This is a genomic window from Psychrobacter sp. NG25 (assembly GCF_015234355.1).
Lineage (GTDB): Bacteria > Pseudomonadota > Gammaproteobacteria > Pseudomonadales > Moraxellaceae > Psychrobacter.
In genome coordinates this window covers 167,141-188,717 of record NZ_JADGMV010000002.1, presented here as the reverse complement: position 1 = coordinate 188,717, position 21,577 = coordinate 167,141, and the positions used below count along the sequence as shown (strand labels likewise).

Below are 21,577 nucleotides of genomic sequence, written 5' to 3'. Positions count from 1 at the left end.
CACTTAAATGATTGACACTTATTAGGTATCAGATATTAGGCATCATCTTCGATTTTGCCTTTACCTTTATGTAACGACCATTCTTTGCGCAATACAGATAGACTCTCAAACGTGACTAGAATAGTCGCTATCAAAATGATGATGTCCATAATGATAAGCAGCCAATTTCCATCCGTGAAAAAAGTTTTAAGCTGAATCAATAGTGCGAATACGGTCATGACCAATAGGAACGACAACGGCGCTAAGGTAAACCAGACAGGTTTGCCTTTACGTAACAAGATAACCGTTACGATCATTAAGGTTAAGGCAGCCATTAACTGATTGGTTGTACCAAATAGTGGCCAGATAACCATACCACCAGCACCATCAATACCACCAGCACCAAATGCTAATAATAGACAAGTTCCGACTGCGAGCAATGTTGCGACAATACTTTTACTAAGTACAGGCAATTTATAAATCTCACCAAATTCTTGGAAGATATAACGTTGCAGACGTACACCAGTATCCATCGTAGTACCTGCAAACAATGCAGCCATTACCGTAAGCATGGTCTGTGATAGCACCATATCAATACCAACACCAGCATTCAAGATGGTTGCACCACCATCAATAAAGGCACCAATCGAACCGTCGCCGAATTTTTGGTAAACTGCTTCCCAATCACCAAGCGTAGCAAAACCTGCGGTTGCGGCTAAAACGGCACCCAGTGCGAGCATACCTTCGCCCAATGCGCCGAAGTAACCAACGAAACGAACGTCTCCTTCTTTGTCAATCTGCTTAGAAGTCGTACCTGTCGCGACCAAACCATGGAACCCTGAAATAGCACCACAAGCAATCGTGACAAACAACAACGGCATCAGTGAAGGTGTGTCCATTGGTAATGATGTATTAATAGCTGGCGCGACAATATCAGGCGTCGCGATAAAAATCGCAGCATATAATAAAATCAAACCAACGAATAACTGTAAACCATTAATATAATCACGTGGTTGTAATAGCATCCATACAGGCAATAGCGAAGCAACCGCTGCATAGGCAAACAAGATAATAATCCATACGGCATTATCAGGTAACCCGAAAATAGTCTCAGGCAATACAATAGGGAACATAGGACCAAGATAGATAAGTCCGTATAACGCAGTTACCCCGATAATTGATACCCAAACCAAATTCATATTGTAGCGATAAATACACTGACCAATGATAAAGGCAACGACTAGCGCGCCCCAAACTGGTAATACAGAAGATGGTGTTTTTATCATCATGTTAGCGATAGCAACGCCAAATACAGCATTGACCATCAGCAATAACAAGAAGATGACGATCATCATCAGACTGCGCACACGGGTACCCATAACGGTACCAGCGATAGAACCAATTGACTGGCCTCTATTACGCATACTTGCCCAAATAGCCGACATATCATGTACGCCCGCCATAAAGATTGTGCCGAACACAATCCAAATGATGGCAGGCAACCAACCCCATATCACGGCAATTGCAGGACCGATAATCGGTGCGGCCCCTGCGACTGATGTAAAATGATGTCCCCACAATACATATTTATTGGTGGGGACATAGTCTATACCGTCTTTCATGGTATGAGCTGGCGTGGGACGACTGTCGTCCAGTGCTAAAATTTTTGTAGCGATAAACTTTGAATAAAACACGTAACCGCAGAGCATGGCGGCGACGCCAAATAGTAGTACAATAGCACTATTCATCTTATCTCTCCCTAGACAAGTGGCATATAGCCTTATGAGTTCAAGCTTTTTAAATCAAAATATTTAAAATATGATAAATTAGTGTGCCGCGAGCAGCCCACCCCGTTGTAGCAGAATAATAGCGATATTTTAATATGATTACTAGCTAAAAAACCTAGACTGTACAATTATAAAAAGTCACTAAATGAGACGTATTGTGATAAATTTTGAGTAAATACTCGGCACAGGTTTAAATAAGTATCCTGTAAAAGTAGTACTTATTTAATGATAGATATAACATCAGGCAACCATCGAAACAGCGAACAAAGGAAGCATCATGGCGCACTATTTTGGATTCGTACCCTCAGATAAATTAAAAGTATTGGTGAAGGAAGCCGAACAAGTCGTTGCTTCAAATGAGACCGTAGACTACTACCCTTATCGTGATGCACTCACCCATCAAACGGCACGTGATTTGATCGACAATCTACTGGTTGGACTGGTTGAGATTACACCAAATCCTGAACGCAAAGCCTCTATGCAGAAGATAGTTGTTACCGTTGAAAAAACAGCAGATACACTGCTCAATATTTTACTCGGTAAAGAAAACAATGAAGAAGTACTCCCTAGCTTTCACTTTTTGAGAGATCATGCGACTTTTATTGATAATGACGGGGTAACACGAGTAGGCTTCAAATTATCTGAGGCAGATGGTCAACTGATCGATAAAGGGTTTTCTGCCATTACCCCTGATCACGTAGATGTAAAAGCATTTAAAACAGCACTCGAAACGATGAATGACCAAACATTGACGCATTTCATTAGTCGCTATGCCGAAACATTGAAGCTGGGTATGATTAAACGAAAATCAGTGCCAGTCGCTAAAGCTGCCATTGATAAAGGTATGAGTATGGCACTGAATAAGCTACTGCCCGACTTACCTGATAACTCATTAAACCGTTTAGCGAATTACTATCGCCCTTTTATCGTAGAAAAACCAGAATAAGCCCCAGTATTAGATTAAATTTGCCCCAAAAGTCATATGCTATTGGGAAATTTCACTAAAATTTGCTAAAATAAGCGGCACTTTTTACCGAAGGCGCATCCGATGACCCAAATCAGTAACCAAGAAATCGAAAAAACATTACGCAACTCAGAGTGCCTTATCAGCAGTATCGAAGTTGCTGCTGCTTACGAACGTCTTGCTGCTCAACTTAACCTGCATTATGCTGGTCTAAACCCAATCGTCATGGTTGTTATGAATGGCGGACTTATCCCAGCGGGCCAGTTATTGACTCACCTAACCTTCTACCATCGCATGCATTATATCCATGCGACACGTTATCGCGATAACGAAGGTACCAATGAGTTAGATTGGAAATACAAACCTGATGTTAGCATCGAGGGTGAGCACGTATTACTGATTGATGATATTTTTGACGAAGGTATTACCTTAAAAACAGTCGTTGAAGAACTAAGTAAAGAAAAGCCTTTATCACTAGAATCGTGTGTTTTGCTCAATAAAGAACACGATCGTAAAGTTGAAGGGTTTGACGTTGATTTTGTTGGTATCAATGTCGCTGACCGTTACGTCTATGGCTGTGGTATGGATTTCCACGGCTACTTACGTCACTTACCAGGCATTTACGCTATCAAAGAAGACAAAGTTTAAGCCCTATATTTAAGTATCTGAAAGCATTTAAATCCTAAAAAAGCATCCAATTTGGATGCTTTTTTTATTGTGCGATGAAGTATTGTGTCATGAATAAAGTCAATTCACGATAGCGACTAAAACTGTAATGCCAAACCTGTATGGCGCTCAGTTGGTGTTTTGACAGCGCGTTCAAAAGCCTGCTTAGTACTATAAATGGTCACTTGTTTCTTAGCACGAGTCACAGCTGTATAGATAAGCTCCTTACTCAGTAGTCTTGCATGACTATTATCAAAAGTAACGGCCACATGGTCAAACTCAGACCCTTGTGATTTATGAATGGTCATCGCATATGCAGTGGCAATCACCTCTTCATTTAGCAAGTTGACCGCAATCCCTTGTGTTTTATTCTCAAAAAACACTTCTAGTCGGCTTCTATCATCGCTAGTCTGCAAGCAAAAACCAATATCACCATTAAACAATCCTAGCTCATAGTTGTTTTGTAGAATCATAACAGGTCTACCATGGAACCATGTATTTTGACCTAATGGCAGCTTTAGCTCAGAAAGATGCCACTGAGTGAGATAATTATTAATATAATGATCACCCCATTCGCCATTATGGCCAGCACTTAAGACTCTAAATTGGTTAAATATTGCCATTAATAGCGCTATAGTATTTTTCACCGACTCTGGCATGGATTTTTCTATTGGACTTCCTAGTAAATTTTGGATTTTACTTACGTATGGATGGTAATCTTTACTGATGTTTGATAATAAGCTTTTATTACTTAGGCTATTTTCTTTTTTATCATTTGATATAGGTTCCGTTTGTAGCGTATTGACATATTGAAAGCTCAACGCTTCATCTTGTCTTAACAACTTCCAAATGGCTTGTGTATCTACCTCTACTTTATTAATTTGAGAGGCAAGCTTTCCTATTCCCGACTCTGCGCTAAATCGCCGGCTTTCGGTTAGTTCTGCATGAATGGCTTGTAGTCGTGGAATACGACAGAGATCAGCCAGTACAGCCCCTGCATCTACTGCTGCTAACTGGTTCGCATCGCCCAATAGTATCAGCCTTGCACCCGGTTTTACCGCACTCACAAGATAATTGGCCAGCTCAACCCCGAGCATGGATGCTTCATCAACAATGATGATATCTTCCCCTAATGGATTATCAGCATTGTAACGAGGCCTGCCTGTCCGCCCAATACCTAACAAGCGATGAATGGTTTTTGCTTCTTGCAACTGCAGCTTAACATTCGCCGCGTCTAGAGCCGCCTGCAGAGACTCCTGCATTCTCTGAGCAGCCTTACCAGTCGGTGCTGCCAATGCCAGACTGGCACTGTCCGTACTGAACCGAATATGTTCAACCCCATCTCCCCCATTCTCTGTCGCTTGTTGCAGCGCAATGACTAACTGAGCGACTGTATATGTTTTACCTGTGCCTGGGCCACCAGTAATAATACTAAACGCATTATTATTAGCGACATTGATCGCCTTTACTTGGTGTTCATGAAGATTTTCAGGCATTGCTATTTGTAAAGGGCTTACTTGCTGATTTAAGATATTGTTGATATTTTTTGCTAAATTAAACTCTGCTTGCCAAGCACGGTGTAACCAAAAGGTGAGTGTTAGCTTTGTTTCATTATCAGCCTGACGTTCTTGTATTTGGTATATGATAGGCTTACTTTTGCTTAGGCTATTCTCAATATTGCTGTTATCTATATTGACGTCAGAAAATAACTCATGCTCGTGAATTAACTGAAGGAAAGTCTTTAAGTCCGTATTTTTTAGGCGCTGATATAGCATAACTATTGTATCAAACCGTTTGACTATCATTTCTCTTTCATGACTGCTAAGTGCTAACTGCGCCCATAGCTGAGCTCGCTTACTAAACAAAGCATCTAATGAGCCAAATAATGGCAGCTCAATTGAAGAATCATCTTTTGATGGCGTGTCTATTTGAGCATCCATCAATGTGAGTATCGGCGTTGCCATCATCTCTAGTAAGTTTTGCTGCCACGCATATAGTGCGACCAACTCACCATTGATTTGACCTTGTAGCGGTGTGTCATACTCAGCTGCCTCAATGGTCAATACGGTATGACCCTCCTCCAAATGAGTGGCCAACATAATGAATAGAGCCGTAAATAAGCCATTATCCTCTGTCTTACCGATATGCTTACTCTCAGCCTCTACCTTTATATCTGTCACGTTATACGCTACATGCGTTTGCTGACGGCGCAGCAAAATATAATCACTGAGATTATTGGCCCAACTCTCTTGTAAGCTAATGGCTGACTTGCTCTTGTTGTTATTATTATTACTCATCGTGTGCTTGTCTCTTTTTGATCTGATTAAATGTTATAACAATTTTTGCCCATCTAATTGTCATATAAATTTTATTAATCTGGCGTGCCAAATAGTGCGTCTAAACCTTTAACAAAGTCGATGGGAATATTCCAAGTGACCAATCCATAGCAGCCATAATTATCTAAGTTGTTACTGCTGGGTTTATTATTATCTTGAGAGGTAGTGTCAGCTATTTTAGCATTTGGATCATACACACCGCGTAAAAACACATACTCTACAGCGCCTAAGTACTTATCTTCGTTACCCGTATAATCACTGATTCTCATGGCAAGGAATCGATGTAAAGCCACTTGATAAATCGCTGCTTGTAGCCAATACCCCGCCTTAGACATTGTTTTTTTGAGCGTATTTTCATTATAGTCGCTTAGGCTATTTCCTAAGAAGTTGCTCTTATAATCGACCACGTAATACTTGCCAGCATGCTCATACACTAAGTCAATCTCACCACGCAGATAACGATATAGATGTGCCTTGTTTTGCGGAACTAGAGTGACGTGTTTATCTGTCTCATCAGGTAAATACTGTTGAAAAAGCCTACTGATATCCTGGGCTTTGAAGTTCTCTGACAACCCCATATTGAACTCTAACTCAGCAAATCGCTTACCTTTATCAAGAGAAATCAAGGATTGATTAGAAGATAGTAGCGGTGCATGTAGCACCTCTTCAATCCAATTAATTAACGCCTCATGCTTCGTTGTGTCTATTGACTCAAGATCAAACCCATCGCTATTTCTTTGTTTGTTGCCTTGCGATCTGCGGCTCTGTTGTTCAGCACTGCTATATATAAGCGGCAACTGATAGCTACTAATCGCTCTATCAATAATCTGAGGCCACTGGGCTTTATTGGTAAAGTCTATTTGTTCAAATATCTCATGCAAGAACGTACCGGCATTAGCACCCTTTACAAAGGTAAAGCGGATATCATCTTCTGACTTGAGGCTTAGCTCACTGTCTTGTTCGATAGACTTTTTGCTATTCAGTGAAGAGAGGTCCGAAACAGAAGACTCTGTCATATCAATGTCTATCGCATCATCAATACGCTCATCCACTATCGCCATTGCTTGTGTAGATTCATCTAGCTGACGTGCCAAAGCCGTAAAGCTGGTCTTAGCCCAACCATAAAAATAATTGGTTTTCATCACCTCAGAAAATGGCGCGTACTCAATAGCCTCTGTTGTAGGCTTATGAGCACTTGATTTGGTTGCGGCTAGCTGAGCACTGTCATTTACGCCTGCTGAGTTGGCGTAATTATTGTCATAAAACTCATTAACCTTATACCCTCTGAGCATGCCTACGATGCCTTTGAGCCTATCTGGTAGCTCGAACTTTGCTTCTGGCGATTCAAACCAATAAAACACTGGCTTTAGCTCAAACCCTGTCTTGTTACTTGGATCTCGCAGCACCACATAAAGCTGCTCACTGGCCCGAGTAAATGCCACATAACCAAGCCGTCTTATCTCATCAAAACCTTCTTGTGTTTCGATATCAGCATAGTAATCCTCGACCGTGGCAGAGCCTTGCAGTGGTGAGAAGCGGCGCTGATTTCCCGTCGATTGACTATCTAGCGACTGCTGTACTAACGCTGAAGGCGCTTGTTGCGCGTTGTATAAATACAGCCCATAGTCTTCTTTATTACCAGACTTCCTACTGGCATCACCCATTCCCAATACATAGACAATAGGGAACTCAAGCCCCTTTGACTTATGAATGGTCATTAGCTGCACACCAGACTCTGTCGGTAGCGGATATTGCTTAGCCCAATCACTATTAGGCGCTGCATCTATATGCTGCCTGAACCAAGCTAGTAGCTCATGTTCACCCATGCCTAGACCATACTGCGCCAAAATGTCCATCACATGACGCAAGTCCATAATATGACGGTCACCTTCTGGATGTGCAGCTAAGGCCTGCCAAACGCCTTGCGGCTGCACAGGGCTTTTATCTAATAAATAATGTAGCGCTGATAATATGCCAAAGTGCTGCCAATGCTGTGCACCTTCTTTTAAATAGGTAATAAAGTCTTGATAGCTCTTTTTATTATCCGTAGCTTCATTGGCTGGGAGGTCTTTCGAATTAGAGTTTTGTGAATGGAAGCTTGTTGTACTGCTGCCCTCAGTAATGCCTGACTCATGGTCCGTCATCATGGCTTTGATGTTTTTAATACTCAGTCCATATAGATGACTGGTCAACACCCGATTAATCATGTCATGACGATACGGGTATAGCATGGCACTTAGTAGCGCCGCCACATCTTCTGCCATAATAGTCTCAAAGATGCTGACATCACTGGTAGTCAAGGTCGGCACATTAAGTTTTACCAGCTCATCTTCGACCCTTTTCAGATCTTTTTTGGCACGTGCCAGCACCCCAATATCACTGGGCTGAATCGGTTTACCTTTAAGTGTCTGACCACTATTAAGCAAAGTGGCTATATGGCGAGCTGTTATTTCATGCTCATCATAATCAAACTCTTTGTCCTTATCATAAGGCAGGTGCAATAAGCTCACTGGCTGAGCAGAAAGCACCTCTGTCACCAGCACATCATCCAGACTATTTGACTCATTAAACCAAGACAGCTCATATTCCGGTTTTGCTGCTTTGATATGCTGGTAATGAATACCAGTTCCTAGTTGCGACAGCTTATTCTCAGCAGTTGTTGCATCAGCCATACCAAACCAGCAGTTCAATGCGTTAATCACACCGGCATTTGAACGGCGATTGATATCAAGCGTCCAAAGAGCGCTTTTATCAAACTGGGCTTTCATGTAGTTATAGTTGGCCACATCGCCACCACGAAACCCATAAATAGCCTGTTTGGGATCACCCACCAATAGCAGAAACTCATGATTGGCTTTCTTAGTGGTTGATTGCTTGTCACTGTCCGACTGTTTACGCTTGTTCTTTGGCAAATAAATGCTTTCAATCATAATGGCTTGCTCGCCATTGATATCTTGCGACTCGTCAATCAACGCCACTGGATAATGATGACGAATATAACGCGCCAGCTTATCTCCTTGGCGGCCAGTCAATGCTTGGTTTAAGCGTACCATCTGCAAACTAAAGGTCGTCTCGCCGCGCTCTTCTAAAATGACTGGTAGTCTATTACGCACAGCCAGCACAATATGACTGTTAAGATTGGCTAATACCAACAATATATGCTGATTTAAACTGTCCAGCATGTCTAAGAGAGCCATTAACTTGCTAATGGTCTCTAGCTCAAAAAGCGTCTGATGCTCTTTTTCTTTATTCTTATTAAAGTTCTTGATTTTGCCATCTTCATCTGGATATCTGGCATCTTGCAATGATGTCAAAATCTTATTCTCGCTCTCATTTAAATAGCTGTTAAATGTCAGCTGATAATCTGATATCTTTTGATGCACTTCAATAATGGCATCAAACTGTTTGGTTAAATTGGAACCACCACGAAATCCTTGAGACTTTCTATAATCAGGATTTAAGTAAGGCTGGATATCTGCTAAATCTAACTGAGAAAACTCATTGATTAGCTTTTCATATGTATCAAAGTCAAAGCTTTTCTCATGCCTTATCTCATCAATCGGCGCAGAGATAAAATTAAGCGATCGAGTCACATATTTCTTATGATCGCCAACTGCAGTCAGCTTACCTTGCTGATCCATTAGCGCATAGAGTTTAGGCTGCTCATAGTATAAGCGGCTCTGAAATTGACGTAGCTCATCATGAACAATGCTATCGGTAACTTGTTCAATACTGCTGTCTTCAATAATGCCCATGCCCTGCTGGTGACCAGTCTCGCTACTGTACTCCGTCAACCATTTTTGCGCCAAGCTATCAAGCGTGCCTACGAATAGCTTGTCTAGGGTGGTTAGTACCAATGCGGTACGCCTGATAGCTTCCGCCATTGGGTAACTGTACACGTGATTCAGCAAATAACCGACGAGATGCAAGTTAATAGGATCTTGCATGATGCCATCTAAGCGCACATATTTGGCCTGATTAACCAGCCAATCTTCGCGGTCTTTTTTTGCTTGTTTACGTTTCTCTGCCGCCGCTTGCTTATCAGCAGCAAGGTCTTGATTTAAATCATCAATATCTGTTTCAACGTTTGCATCTACGTCTGAATTATTGCCTGCTTTTGTATCTTTATTACCCTCAGGCATGACCTGTAGTATGTTGGGATAGAGACTCTCTTTGTTGCTAGTATCAGCACTTAGGCTATTGACCCATTGTAATAACTGATAAAAATCTACCAAACGATCGTGGATACGCTGACGCATTTCGGCAGCGGCAGCTCGTGTAAAAGTCGTGGCAATGATCTGCTCTGGCGCACGTCGCGCCTCAATCAGTAGGCGTAGTACAATACCAGTCAGCGTCCAAGTCTTACCAGTACCAGCAGAGGCTTCAATCAGGTGCTTACCCGTTAGATCAACATCGACTGCCGGTATAACATCAGCTTTACGTTCAGGTATAGCAGCCGAGTAAGGCAGCTCATCTGAATATTCATCGAATAAGTTCGGTTGTGTAGACAAGTCAATGATATTAGTTGGAGAAGTAAAGTCTGTCATATGGGCGGATACTTTTAATTATTATTTATTAGAACAAGATAGCAAAAACTAATTAGAGGCTGTTCTAGATAATGAGCTAATCATCTAAGTTAGTTAACGCATTAAACATCGGCTCATACAGTGGCTGAGCTAATGTAGTCAACGCTGCTGACAAAGCCTTAAACGCATCTTGGTCACGCAGTACATATTGCCAAATAGCATGCTGCGAGCAAGTATCATATACCGTGTCTGAGTTATAGTTAGGTCTTAACCAGTCCGAAAAGTCGGCACGTTTTGGCCAGTAGCTATTATCGTCACCTTCTTCAGGCTTTAGATACTTATCAAGGTAATTGAGTGCATATTCTGGCAGTAACGTAATAGGTACTTGACCCGTTAATTTGCCAAAAAACGCCCATTTTATCAGCTCAATTACTGCGTCTTCATAGACAATTGGGCTTAGTTTAAATGCGATTACTTTGTCATATTTTTTGACTTGTGAGCTGGCCTTATTAAAACGCCAAATACTCACGCCATCATTTAATGCCACTTGCTCGGCAGTGGTACGTCTGGCCACTTGCCAATACAAATGTGACAACCAAAACTTGAGCAAATGCCTAGGGCTAGCAGAATTGGGCAGTATATTTAACCATTGCTTAGGCGATTGCTGAGCATAAGGCACGCCTGCCTGAATATGAGAGTGACTGTTATACGCATCTGTCGGCACTGATATTGGTGCTAATATTGGTACTGAGCCCTTTATCTTGATGACTTTCGGCAACAGCTTAAGCAGTGTTTCTATACCCTCTATATTCGTCTGATTACTTGACTCGTTGTCAGTGCTACTCAGTATATTTTTTAGCTCTATCTGAACAGGGTGCTCGGCGGTTGGCGTCAATAGGTGTAAGACTGTAGCGTCATCTGCTCCACCTTCATTAAGCATGCTGCTCTCATCAAAGCCATTAGAAATTAACTGCTCTTTGAACTCTAGACATTGCTGTTGCAGTTTCTTTTGTTGATTGGGTAACGTGGTTTGGCGAGCAACACCAGCAGGCATAATTTTTTGATACATCAGGATTGGCGTAGTGGTTTCAGCAGTTGTATCACCGCCATTGGTCTTAGTCTCAGCGGCGACCAACTGCTTAAGCAAATGATCTTTGATTTGATAGGTAGTTAAACTGTTTAGAAATAGCGGCTCTTGCTGCGACAGTGCTTCTTCACCTTGCACCACATGTACCTTCTGAGACCGTAAGAATGCTTTGGCAGGATGGCGCACTTGGTAAGCCAACACCCCTTCAATATCAATCTCTCCGATGTTAAATACGCTGTCAGATAAAGCTTGGATGAGCGCCTCTGTTATGTTATTGACATCGTTAGCATCAACAGCTGTATCTAGCGCCAATAGTTCGACCAATGCAGACAAGGTTTGGTTGTCTACTTGACCTAGCTGACCCAATCCTTGACCAAGCACTTGAGCGATTGACTCATACTGTGACTTTGTGGGTAAGCCGACCAGTTGCCTGTGCTCACTAGACACTCGCCCTTTCAATGTGTCAAACACCGCTTGCCAAAGCGGCGCAGGCGGAAACTGTTTTTTCTGAGCCAGTTTGGTTTTGCGCATGGCTGTATTTAATAAAGTATCCAACTCATCAATCATATCGGCAGGGCTGGAATCCTGAGCATTGATAGTAATGTTGGCATTAGCATTGCCATCAATATCAGGAGACGCTTGCTCAAAAATATCATTGCCTTCGATTGCCGTTTCAAACAGACTCTCATGAAAAGGCAGTGCAGGATGCTCAGTCACTAACCACTGCTTAATCAATTTAGGCAAATAGCGCTTAAGACTCTCGGTAGTGGGATCAATATTCTCAGGCAAGGTCTCAAGCGAGTTCACCTGCCATTGCACCTCGCCTTGTAGGAATTGCAATAGCTCGCTCACTGGATTGGCAGGCAGATGCTCATGAGTATCCGTCAAGCTTTGACCGTTGTAGAACATCCAGCATGCACTGCGCGCACACAGTAGCGCATCTAAAAATGCGCCGTTGTCATCATCTTCACTAACTCTGTCACCGCGGCGGGCATTGGTCGCTTTCATCAAATCATAGCGGTTGTCACGATCACGCCCAGGAAACTCAGAGAGATCCATATTGAGCATCACCACCAGCTCAAAAGGCACGTTTCTTAGTGCACCAAATCGACCAAAGGTAATCACACCCGTCGGCTCCGCACTGACCTGCTGACTTTCAAGCTCGTTTTCGATACTGTCTAGCATAAAGCTCAGCTTGAGCGGCAACTGCTCCACACCTGCCAGCCTCTGCTCTACTTCTCTGTTGTCGATATCACCACTAGCGTACTGCCTATAGTGCCGATTGGCTCGCAGACTTGATTTAAAGCCATTCATTGCGTTGTAAATGGCGCGCATGGTACGCGTTTGGTCCACATCGCCAAAGTAGCGATGGATAACTTGTGTCTCAATCTGGTCGAGCCAGTCTTCCGCTTTCATTTTTTGTGTATGATCATCACGACGTGCGACCAAGCCAGTATAAATACGGCAAAGCGCTTCAACAATCAGCGCATCATTTAGGCTCACTTGTGGTAGTGGTAAGGTCATTTCTGGTAAAGCTGTACTTGGCCATTCATCCTCATCTAAAGGATACAAGCAGCCGCTCAACTCAGCCTCTGGCATGACCAGACCTAAGGTCAATCTATCTAATGCTTGCGCAAAGCTAAAGCGATAGTCGTAATCATTACTGTCCAACGTTTGCTTAAGATGCAGCTCGTCGAAACTGCGAATAAAGCCTGCCTCTACCAACAAGTCACAACCACGGCTCATTTGTTCATGAGTCAGCCCAAAGCTTTCAAATAAAGGAGGCAACATGAGCCAGTCCAAGACTTCAGCCGCTTCAAAACGGGCACTATGACTACCTAATAGTTTGTAAAAACCGATAATGGCTTCCCATAACTGGCGAATATCTGCATCGACAACACCCGTCACTTTAGCAGGCAAGGTCAAACCGTCTTGACCCTTACCATTGACGAAGATAGAGCCAATCAGCGCATGATGACATTCAACATCGGGTAGCAGCACAACAATGTCAGAGATATGGCGTTTTTTCTCACCCAGTTTGATAGGTTCGTTCAACCAGCGGCCAATCATGATACGCAACACTTCAAGCTGACGTTGCAAACTATGACACGAATGAATGCTTAGGCTATTATCTTGAGAAGAGATTGCCCAAAAACGGTCTTTCTCAAAGCGCTTATTCTCTAACGCTTCATCTTCATACCAGGCCGTTTCTTGCTTCTCTTCATCAAAGCTCGGCTCTAGTTGCTTGCTTACTGCTTGCGAGACTGTAGCAGCCGTTGCTTGCTGGGTCGATTGCTCATCAAGCATCAGCACGTCGTTCTGTAAACGCCTTAACAAACTTGGACTATTTTGAGCGCTAGTAGCATCATCAATATACTCAGCAGCAACACCATGATTAGAACCAATGCTCAGCGTATCATCAAAATTATCTTGCCATTCAACCAGTGCATCGTCGTACTGCTCATTACCCGACAAGTTGGCAAGCATGGCAAAAGCATCACGCGACTGCTTACCCAAACGTGATAGCAAACTATGACCGTAATCACGTAAGAACACACTCTCAGGATTGATAATTTGCTGGCGTTGTAACCATGATTTATCGACGATATCGGCCCAAAATAGCTTTGATGGATTGTAATGTAATAGCGTGATATTCATGTATTGTGACAAGCGCTGTAGAAAGTCGAGCTCGGTCTGTGGCAGTTGCTGGATGGTAAAAATACGTAGTATGGTTGGCAACTGGTCACGCTCATTTGCCTTGTTATTTTTTAAGGCCGACCAGAACGCGCGCTCAAGTGCCACACGATGTAGATGAACATCCGCAAATAAATGCGACCACAAGAATCGTTGGGCGATTTCCAACTCAACATAATGCTCGACCAACCACTCAGGCGTGCCACGCGCATATTTATCAAAGCGCAGTGACAGTGCATCTTTATCTGCTATCAACTCATCCACATTCAGCGGCTCGTTGTTCGACCATAGCGCTAACCAATCTTCACGATGGGTCAAATAGCGGTTAAACACCCTCGCCAAATCGCTTGCAAGCTGCCAAATACGGGCATCTTGTTGCGCCTTATCCTGTCGCACGTTGTCTTGCTGAGCACCTGCCTGCGGTTCATCAATCAAAGACGCCAGTAATGGATGAACCGGATGTTTTTCATCTGCAACAATCGACTCTTGATAGTAAGTCAAATATCCAAACAATCGCCATTGCATTACCGTTGGTGACAACACTGCCACTTCGGGTACATTCAGAATTTGCGCTTCAGGGTTTTGCGTTAGTAAATATGCATTATGGCGAGTTAGCACATCTTGCATCAATGTCCATTGATACTGACCCCAAAACTTAGTCCGCACCAATGTACTAATACCGGCGCGACTGGCAATGGTTTTATCCAACCAGTCACCTAATACCATTGAGGGCACAATGACAATAAAAGGCTCAAAAACAGGCTGATCCTTGGACTGATATTGTACAAGCAATTGATCAACAAGGTTTTCGGTGCGGTGCGATTGGATAATGGTAAACATAGACACTAATCTGATTGGAGGTATGGAAGCGCAAAACGGACGAATCTTGCTTGGAGGTCTTGAGGTATCTATCGTTTTAGCAAAAATTTAGATAAAATAAACTTGTTATAATAACCATGTAAATATGTCATTCTTAGATTTGAAAAACTATTTAGGTATATAAACCGAAAGTAAGGATATACTGAACGACACTGGTTAATCTATATTTTGCAGTCGTGGTCAGCATTTATTTCTGCTAATATTGCGGTTTTATATACTATAAAGATAACGACAACTATCGTTGGTTATTGACTCATAAAAACAATGAAAATACGCTGATGATTAGTTTGCCATTGATAGCCATGGTTTACTAGTATATATGCTAGCATTATAACTGTTCGCGACATTTAGTGTCGTTTTCAATCGAATCTTAATAATCAAAAAATACTATCGTCGTTTCTGTCAGAATAAATGTTCTAGTTTATCGACCCTCACCCTTTTTTATCAACGGGATAACGAAATATTATGCCCTTGCGCCCTATTGATGCCATTTTTGTTCACCCTAAACGACGTTTGTACGTCGTTTACTATCGCGGTGAACTGTGGCAATTGCCACGTATGAAAATTGATGATAGATCATGGCAAAACAGGCAACCTTATACTGATGACAGTAAATCGCTCTATCTTAGTATTCATCAAGCCATTAGCGACCCTATACTGGCACAAAAGCTTCGCACATTAAACTTACCAGTCGCTGTGCGCGGGAGCACGTTACCACGCTTTGAAGCATGGTGGGAAGCACATGGCTTTAAATGGCTGACGGACAAACTTATCTCAGGTGAGTCACCTTTAGCTGCGCACCAAACAACACCTGTAAGAACAACAGACAATCCATCTGTTTCGTCTTCAAACTCCTCTCCTGTACCATCAAACACAGAGAATAAGACGAGTAGTGATGATAACGAGCAAAAAACAGCACTACCTTTAGAAACAGATATTTTCGCAGATATGCTTGCAGATTTAGCGGATGAGGTATTGCACCAAAAGTTTTAAAGTATATTAAAAACCAAACACAAAATTTTATTTGAACCCAACGTAAAACAATTAAAAAAAGAGCAGTTATATATGAAAGATTACAAACTGCTGCTAGCTGGGCTAATTTTACTATTACTCGTCATCTTCATTGCCATCTTTGCTTGGTTATATACCAGTAACCGCAAAAATACAGACCCTTTACCAATCATGGCAAACGAAAATGAATCAACGGCGACTAATACACAAGATGATGCAAACTCACTAAATGATAGTGCTGTATATTTGCAAGCGGAAAAAAGTCTACAGACACCTCTAGACGATATCATTGTTAGATTCGAGTCTCGATATCCTCATATACAGGTAGTAGCAAACTATGTCCCTGCAAGCGATATTCTAATTTTATTAGATAACGATACTAGCAAGCAGTCAAAATTTATATTTGATGTCGATATGATTATCGCTAATGATAGGTTATCTACAGAAAGACTCGCACCATTGCAAGCAGAGCTTGAAGCTGCTCAAGATAAAATCAAGCAAAGTAATGCCCTTAACAAAAGTGCAGATGAGCTCAGTCAAGAAAATCTGTTTAGTGATGAAGCAGAGGGAGGTACTGATGGTAATATCAATATAGAAGCACGCACTCTGAATTCTTTTAGCTACGCGTTAAAAGATGAGAAAACGCTTGAAGGGGTAATTTTGACAGATAATACGGCTGCTATTACGTTCCGCAACTTTTTGCTCTCAAGCACAGGACAAGATATCTTAAAAGAATACGATTATTATAATATTGAAGGCTATAAAAACAGCGTCAATGATCTATTTAATCCAACATCACGTACACAACAAGTATCGGAAACCGGATCAACCAATGTCGCTGATGCCCTTAGCAATGGCGAGTAATAATAAATTATCTATATTTATCTTTTGTTGATTGCTTTTATGGTTGGTTTTTTCTACAATGTCACTCCATAATGCGCCTATAGCTCAACAGGATAGAGCAGTTGCCTCCTAAGCGATCGATCCGAGTTCGAGTCTTGGTGGGCGCACCAATTATTGTATTTAGACACAACCCCGCATTAACCCAATCCGCTACAGCCCCCGAATTCACTTACATTACGTCTTCCTGCATCACTTGTCATTACCTAGCAGCACCACTACACTGTTGTTAAATATGTTGTTAAATATTCAACAAGAGCGTTATTTGTTGTTAAAACCTCTCCACGCCTTTAAGGCCAAGTCATGACAAAGAGAAAAGACTACCAGTTGACGGATGCTGGCGTAAAATCTATTGCCAAACAATCACCACCTAGTAAAATTACACGTCACGGCGACGGGAATAATTTATACCTAATACAACATCCAAACGGTTCCCTATTTTGGCAAATGGCTTATCGCTATCAATCTAATAAAGATCTCAAACCTAAGCAAAAAACCTATCAGATAGGTATCTACAAACCAGCCAAGCTAGACATCGACTCCTCCTTTAAACCAGAAGTATCATTAAAACAAGCACGATTAGCACGTGATAAAGCTAAATCATCACTTGACGACGGTATTGATCCTACCGACCAAAAAAACCATCATAAAAATAACTTTGAGCAGAAAGATTTATTTAAAATTATTGCTAACAGTTATATCAATGAAAAGTCAGAAACCACGCCCAAGAACATTCAAAAGCTGCATACCTATTTAGACAAGCATGTCTCACCACATATAGGTGACTATCCTATAAATGCTATTACTGCTCAGGATGTTATTAAAACTGGATTAGCAATTCAAACGTATTTTGAAAAGCAAGGTAAGTGGACGACTGACACAACACACAAGTGCGTGGCGTTTATCAGTTCGGTTTTTGAGTATGCTATCAACACGCTAGGTTATGATCTTATCAATATTGCTCATGGACGCAGTAGAGCGCTAAGACCTCATAAGGCTGAGCGCATGAAAGCAGTGGAGCAACACCAATTCCCTGAGCTACTACGTAATATTGATCAATACAGTGTAGATAATCCAAATGCTCATGAACAGACCGTCGCTGGCATGCAATTAATGACGCTGTGCTTTGTTAGAACAAAAGAGTTGAGGTTTTTTGAATGGTCAGAGATTGATTATCATAAAAGCGTTTGGCGAGTGCCAGCGCACAAGATGAAGATGCGTCAGGATCACATTATCCCCCTATCACCACAAGCTATGGCTATTATCGAGCGTATGCGTCCCTTAACTGAGCGGACAGGCTATGTTTTCTACAACTTTGAGCGCAGTAATCCATATAGCGAAGTATGGTTTAATCAAGCACTAAAGCGCATGGGCTACACAGGTGATCCCTACCCTAAAATGACGGGGCACGGATTTAGACAGCTTGCGAGCACAGGATTGTATGAGCTGCAGTTTCCAGAAAACATTATTGAAGTCCAGTTAGCCCACCTTGAACAATCCAGTGTTAAAAAACGATACGACCTCTCAGCCCACTTAGCAGAACGTCAAATTATGATGAACCGTTGGGCAGACCACTTAGACGACTTGCGAGCTGGAAAAGCGGTTAGCTTTGACCTTTTAACGCCTAGTGAGGTATCGAGCGAGATAAGCAGTCGCAGGGTACAAGCCACGGATATAGAGTTATATGATAAAGAAACGTTAATAAAAAGCTTGCAAGCTCAAGGTATATCGCCTGACTTATTGGCTCAGCTCGCCAGCCAAATGACCTAATATTGCATCCTCAGTATTACTCTGACATATCAAATTTGATAGCGTTATGCGCTGTCATCACAAATGTAGGGCTAGGATTAATTATCCAAATATCAGCCGTTTTCACATGCCTTAGGCTGCATGCCTTACACCTACTTCACCTAAAGGGTGTGCTTAAAGGCGCGTTGTATGAGTATCTTTAGTATTAAAGAGTTCTTAAGTTTGGATGAAGTTGGTTTGTATTTAAATCAAAATGGATTTGACTTTGAGTTAGAAGATGAACAAGGTCATTTGCAACTGCATGCTATAGTCGATGACTTAGTCAAAGAAAATAAGTTAGATATTCTTGTTTACTATGATGGCACTGTTGAACTTAAATACGTTTCAAACGCTCCTTCAACCAATCCTAATAAAACTAAGACAATACAGATTCAGGCACAAGGTTACTTCAAGTCTAAATCATTGAGTAACGCATTAAACAATAATTTAGGAACAGTTATAAATGGTTATTATAAACCTTATAAGATATTTGAAAGTGAATATGTAGATTTTAAAAGTAGCTCTAACGAATTTGAGACTATTCAAAATAGCAGAGATTTTTTCGACCAAAAGGAAGATAGTGATGGCTCGCCTTTATATACCTACTATCTAAAATGTAATGAAAAGGCTCGTAGTAACGATCTAAGGTTTATTAAAGCAGACTTAGATAATTTATTTAATAAACAAGAGGATTGTTCTTCATACAATAAAACACAAGAGCTAGAAGATAAATTAAAGATTGCAAGAGAAATATATAAAGAACATAAAGATGAAATTAAGGGTCTCAATGAACAGATTACAAAGCTGACAGAGACCAATGATAAGAACGCCCCTGTTATTATTATTGATGAATTTGGCAAAGAGCTTGATCTTAGTGAGCTTAGTAAAAACTGTGATGATGAATACTTAACAACCAGTGAAACACTAAGTTATATTAATGACAGAGCTGACTCAGATTATGACTCTATCAAACTGAAAGACTTGGTCAGAAAAAGTGCGCTTATACCCTGCTTCTATTTCTATGGCTATGTTGGGATGTTCTCTGAGATACATGGGACTGACCTATACACAGAATTAGCTGCTGGCTATTTTACTTGTAGACTTCTAAAAGAAGCGGTTGGCAAAGTTAATTGCCATCTTGAGTTACCCTCAGGCAAGCTAGAAGATGGCATCATAGTTCATAAAATGCTTCAGAAGCAATCTGCTAGATATTCAGAATACGACGATGGTGTATTCCTATTTACAGATATCCCTAAAGGTTTTGAAGATGCAAACGAATTAGAGCTAAAAAGCATTAATAGCAATGAGATTAGATTTTCAAAATCGAATTTAGATAACTACTTTTTCACATTAGATGAGCGTGATGACAAACGACTTCCATATGAAGTACTCACGAGTGAGCCACCAACAGACGACCTGAACACTCAGCGTAATATTGACACTCTATCCAGTAAACACCTTTCAAATACAGAATTGCAGACTATAAGGCGTCGGACAATTAAGTACTTTAATCGAACCCTCGCTATGGTAATGCTGCAACTTGATTATAAAAAAGAGCTGAGTAAAAATGATGTAGTAGACTTCATAAGACCTTATATGAGTGACCTAGCAATGTTACTCTCTGAACAAAATGCCGAAGGAGCCAATAAATTAACTGTTACCAATAAAACAATCTCTGACACTCATTTACAAGGGCTATCATTTAAAGTAGGTAGACCAAAGACCTCTGATACTCAAAAGAGAACAATAGAGCTTTTATTTAAAAGAAAACTACCCGATACGGAATAAAAACTCCGAAAAGAACCTTTTTCGGCTCGCAACCCCTCTATTTACGTACCTTATTCTTATCTATCATTCATCTCATAGCAACCAGCCATTACCGGCAATTACTCTAACCGCTATGAGGTAAATATTATGAAAATCACCGATCAATATCTAAGATATGGCAGACCTTGCTAACCAATCGGAACGCATTGCCAAGACCTATACGACTCAATCAGGACAACAGCGCACCGTCACTGCTAAGAATGCTACACGCGGTATAATCGGATTCTCTGCTAAACATATCTACCATCTCATCAGTCAAAATCAATTCCCAACGCCCATAAAAATTGGACGTGCGAGCTTATGGCGTTTGTCTGATATTAATCACTGGGTAAATTCTCACAACGAACAGCCAGACTCAGACAATCAATCCAATAATCTAATAGGAGCTTAGTCATGATGACATCAAAACCCATTGAGATTTTAAAACCACGCCTAGTAGCAGTTGACAGTCATAAGTTAGACTACATCGATGACCTCATTCAAAACTATTCCAATGACTGCGAAAGCTTAGCTTATGCACTTAATACAATTGAAGCAGACGACCCAGCGTCAAAGGGTGTGATAGTAGCGGTAAGATCCGCCTTACTCGCTATCAGTACACATGCCAGCGAATTGAGCGCAGGCATCATGCAAGATATTGTCTCATTGCCTGAAGTAGAGGCACCAAGCATGAGTAGTAATGACAATAAAACCCAGCTAGAAGCTCTTAGCGGCTTACCTGATAACGCCTTGTCTATCAGTCAAACTAGCCAGCGCAAAATAATCGACATGACCACTGATAACGATAAAGAAGTCGTTGTCTTATCAGCACATGATCTATCAGACATTGCCTGTGATATTGAAGGAGTCGTCACTGTATTGAATGAGATTGGGCATCTATTATCTCTTGTTCACTATGTCAAGATGCAGCCGCATATCATTGTAACTATGTCACGTTTAAGAAATGAATCTGTCAATACATGGATGAATCTATTAAATGTAAGATTAGAGAAAACCAACCAAATCTTAGCATTAACTTGTTACGGCAAGGAGGTAGCACAGTGAGAAGCTATCCACCAAAGCAAAGCCGCAAGTATGCCAAGCGTAAGAGCTACTACAAGAAATATCAAGCTACACGCAAGCCGAACAAGGGG

General features: G+C 41.5%; 12 protein-coding genes and 1 tRNA gene. 9 read left to right on the top strand and 4 right to left on the bottom strand.

Annotation, left to right across the window (positions count from 1 at the left end):
* Positions 1–35 precede the first annotated feature (35 nt).
* Positions 36–1,727 carry a carbon starvation protein A gene (locus IPZ60_RS03560; protein WP_194196493.1) on the bottom strand — a complete coding sequence of 564 codons (1,692 nt, stop codon included), beginning with the start codon at positions 1,725–1,727 and terminating at the stop codon, positions 36–38.
* A gap of 316 nt (positions 1,728–2,043) precedes the next feature.
* Here IPZ60_RS03560 and IPZ60_RS03555 point away from each other — a divergent pair, with 316 nt between their 5' ends.
* Both IPZ60_RS03555 and IPZ60_RS03550 read left to right on the top strand, forming a co-directional pair.
* A complete protein-coding gene (locus tag IPZ60_RS03555) occupies positions 2,044–2,712 on the top strand; it encodes a hypothetical protein (RefSeq protein WP_194196492.1) in 669 nt (222 codons plus the stop codon).
* Between the two features lie 102 nt (positions 2,713–2,814).
* Positions 2,815–3,378: a hypoxanthine-guanine phosphoribosyltransferase gene (locus tag IPZ60_RS03550; protein ID WP_194196491.1), complete on the top strand. Its 564-nt coding sequence runs from the start codon at positions 2,815–2,817 to the stop codon at positions 3,376–3,378.
* 116 nt (positions 3,379–3,494) lie between these two features.
* Here the strand turns inward: IPZ60_RS03550 and recD are convergent, their stop codons facing one another.
* The 3 genes from recD to IPZ60_RS03535 form a co-directional block, all read right to left on the bottom strand.
* The gene (gene recD / locus IPZ60_RS03545; RefSeq protein WP_194196490.1) at positions 3,495–5,693 is read right to left on the bottom strand and encodes an exodeoxyribonuclease V subunit alpha; all 2,199 of its coding nucleotides are present in this window, start codon (positions 5,691–5,693) and stop codon (positions 3,495–3,497) included.
* 74 nt (positions 5,694–5,767) lie between these two features.
* Complete coding sequence (locus tag IPZ60_RS03540) at positions 5,768–10,279, bottom strand: UvrD-helicase domain-containing protein (protein ID WP_194196489.1); 4,512 nt, start codon at positions 10,277–10,279, stop codon at positions 5,768–5,770.
* A 76-nt stretch (positions 10,280–10,355) separates the two neighbouring features.
* A complete protein-coding gene (locus tag IPZ60_RS03535) occupies positions 10,356–14,879 on the bottom strand; it encodes an exodeoxyribonuclease V subunit gamma (protein WP_194196488.1) in 4,524 nt (1,507 codons plus the stop codon).
* Positions 14,880–15,383: 504 nt separating this feature from the next.
* On the opposite strand from IPZ60_RS03535, the gene IPZ60_RS03530 reads away from it, so the two are divergent.
* The 7 genes from IPZ60_RS03530 (at position 15,384) to IPZ60_RS03500 (ending at position 21,488) form a co-directional block, all read left to right on the top strand.
* Complete coding sequence (locus tag IPZ60_RS03530) at positions 15,384–15,911, top strand: hypothetical protein (RefSeq protein WP_194196487.1); 528 nt, start codon at positions 15,384–15,386, stop codon at positions 15,909–15,911.
* A 72-nt stretch (positions 15,912–15,983) separates the two neighbouring features.
* A complete protein-coding gene (locus IPZ60_RS03525) occupies positions 15,984–16,793 on the top strand; it encodes a hypothetical protein (RefSeq protein ID WP_194196486.1) in 810 nt (269 codons plus the stop codon).
* 73 nt (positions 16,794–16,866) lie between these two features.
* Positions 16,867–16,942, top strand: a tRNA-Arg gene (locus tag IPZ60_RS03520).
* Between the two features lie 190 nt (positions 16,943–17,132).
* The gene (locus tag IPZ60_RS03515; RefSeq protein WP_194196485.1) at positions 17,133–18,599 is read left to right on the top strand and encodes a tyrosine-type recombinase/integrase; all 1,467 of its coding nucleotides are present in this window, start codon (positions 17,133–17,135) and stop codon (positions 18,597–18,599) included.
* 168 nt (positions 18,600–18,767) lie between these two features.
* The gene (locus IPZ60_RS03510; protein ID WP_194196484.1) at positions 18,768–20,405 is read left to right on the top strand and encodes a hypothetical protein; all 1,638 of its coding nucleotides are present in this window, start codon (positions 18,768–18,770) and stop codon (positions 20,403–20,405) included.
* A 154-nt stretch (positions 20,406–20,559) separates the two neighbouring features.
* A complete protein-coding gene (locus tag IPZ60_RS03505; protein WP_194196483.1) occupies positions 20,560–20,835 on the top strand; it encodes an AlpA family transcriptional regulator in 276 nt (91 codons plus the stop codon).
* Positions 20,836–20,837: 2 nt separating this feature from the next.
* On the top strand, positions 20,838–21,488 hold the full coding sequence (locus IPZ60_RS03500) for a hypothetical protein (protein ID WP_194196482.1): 651 nt from the start codon (positions 20,838–20,840) through the stop codon (positions 21,486–21,488).
* The last annotated feature ends 89 nt before the right edge of the window (positions 21,489–21,577 follow it).

Bases quoted from the DNA above. Each gene is read 5' to 3' on its own strand.
- IPZ60_RS03500 (WP_194196482.1), top strand. From the start codon at position 20,838: ATGATGACATCAAAACCCATTGAGATTTTAAAACCACGCCTAGTAGCA.
- IPZ60_RS03525 (WP_194196486.1), top strand. From the start codon at position 15,984: ATGAAAGATTACAAACTGCTGCTAGCTGGGCTAATTTTACTATTACTC.
- IPZ60_RS03505 (WP_194196483.1), top strand. From the start codon at position 20,560: ATGGCAGACCTTGCTAACCAATCGGAACGCATTGCCAAGACCTATACG.
- IPZ60_RS03530 (WP_194196487.1), top strand. From the start codon at position 15,384: ATGCCCTTGCGCCCTATTGATGCCATTTTTGTTCACCCTAAACGACGT.
- IPZ60_RS03540 (WP_194196489.1), bottom strand. From the start codon at position 10,279: ATGACAGACTTTACTTCTCCAACTAATATCATTGACTTGTCTACACAA.
- IPZ60_RS03550 (WP_194196491.1), top strand. From the start codon at position 2,815: ATGACCCAAATCAGTAACCAAGAAATCGAAAAAACATTACGCAACTCA.
- IPZ60_RS03510 (WP_194196484.1), top strand. From the start codon at position 18,768: ATGAGTATCTTTAGTATTAAAGAGTTCTTAAGTTTGGATGAAGTTGGT.
- recD (WP_194196490.1), bottom strand. From the start codon at position 5,693: ATGAGTAATAATAATAACAACAAGAGCAAGTCAGCCATTAGCTTACAA.
- IPZ60_RS03560 (WP_194196493.1), bottom strand. From the start codon at position 1,727: ATGAATAGTGCTATTGTACTACTATTTGGCGTCGCCGCCATGCTCTGC.
- IPZ60_RS03535 (WP_194196488.1), bottom strand. From the start codon at position 14,879: ATGTTTACCATTATCCAATCGCACCGCACCGAAAACCTTGTTGATCAA.
- IPZ60_RS03555 (WP_194196492.1), top strand. From the start codon at position 2,044: ATGGCGCACTATTTTGGATTCGTACCCTCAGATAAATTAAAAGTATTG.
- IPZ60_RS03515 (WP_194196485.1), top strand. From the start codon at position 17,133: ATGACAAAGAGAAAAGACTACCAGTTGACGGATGCTGGCGTAAAATCT.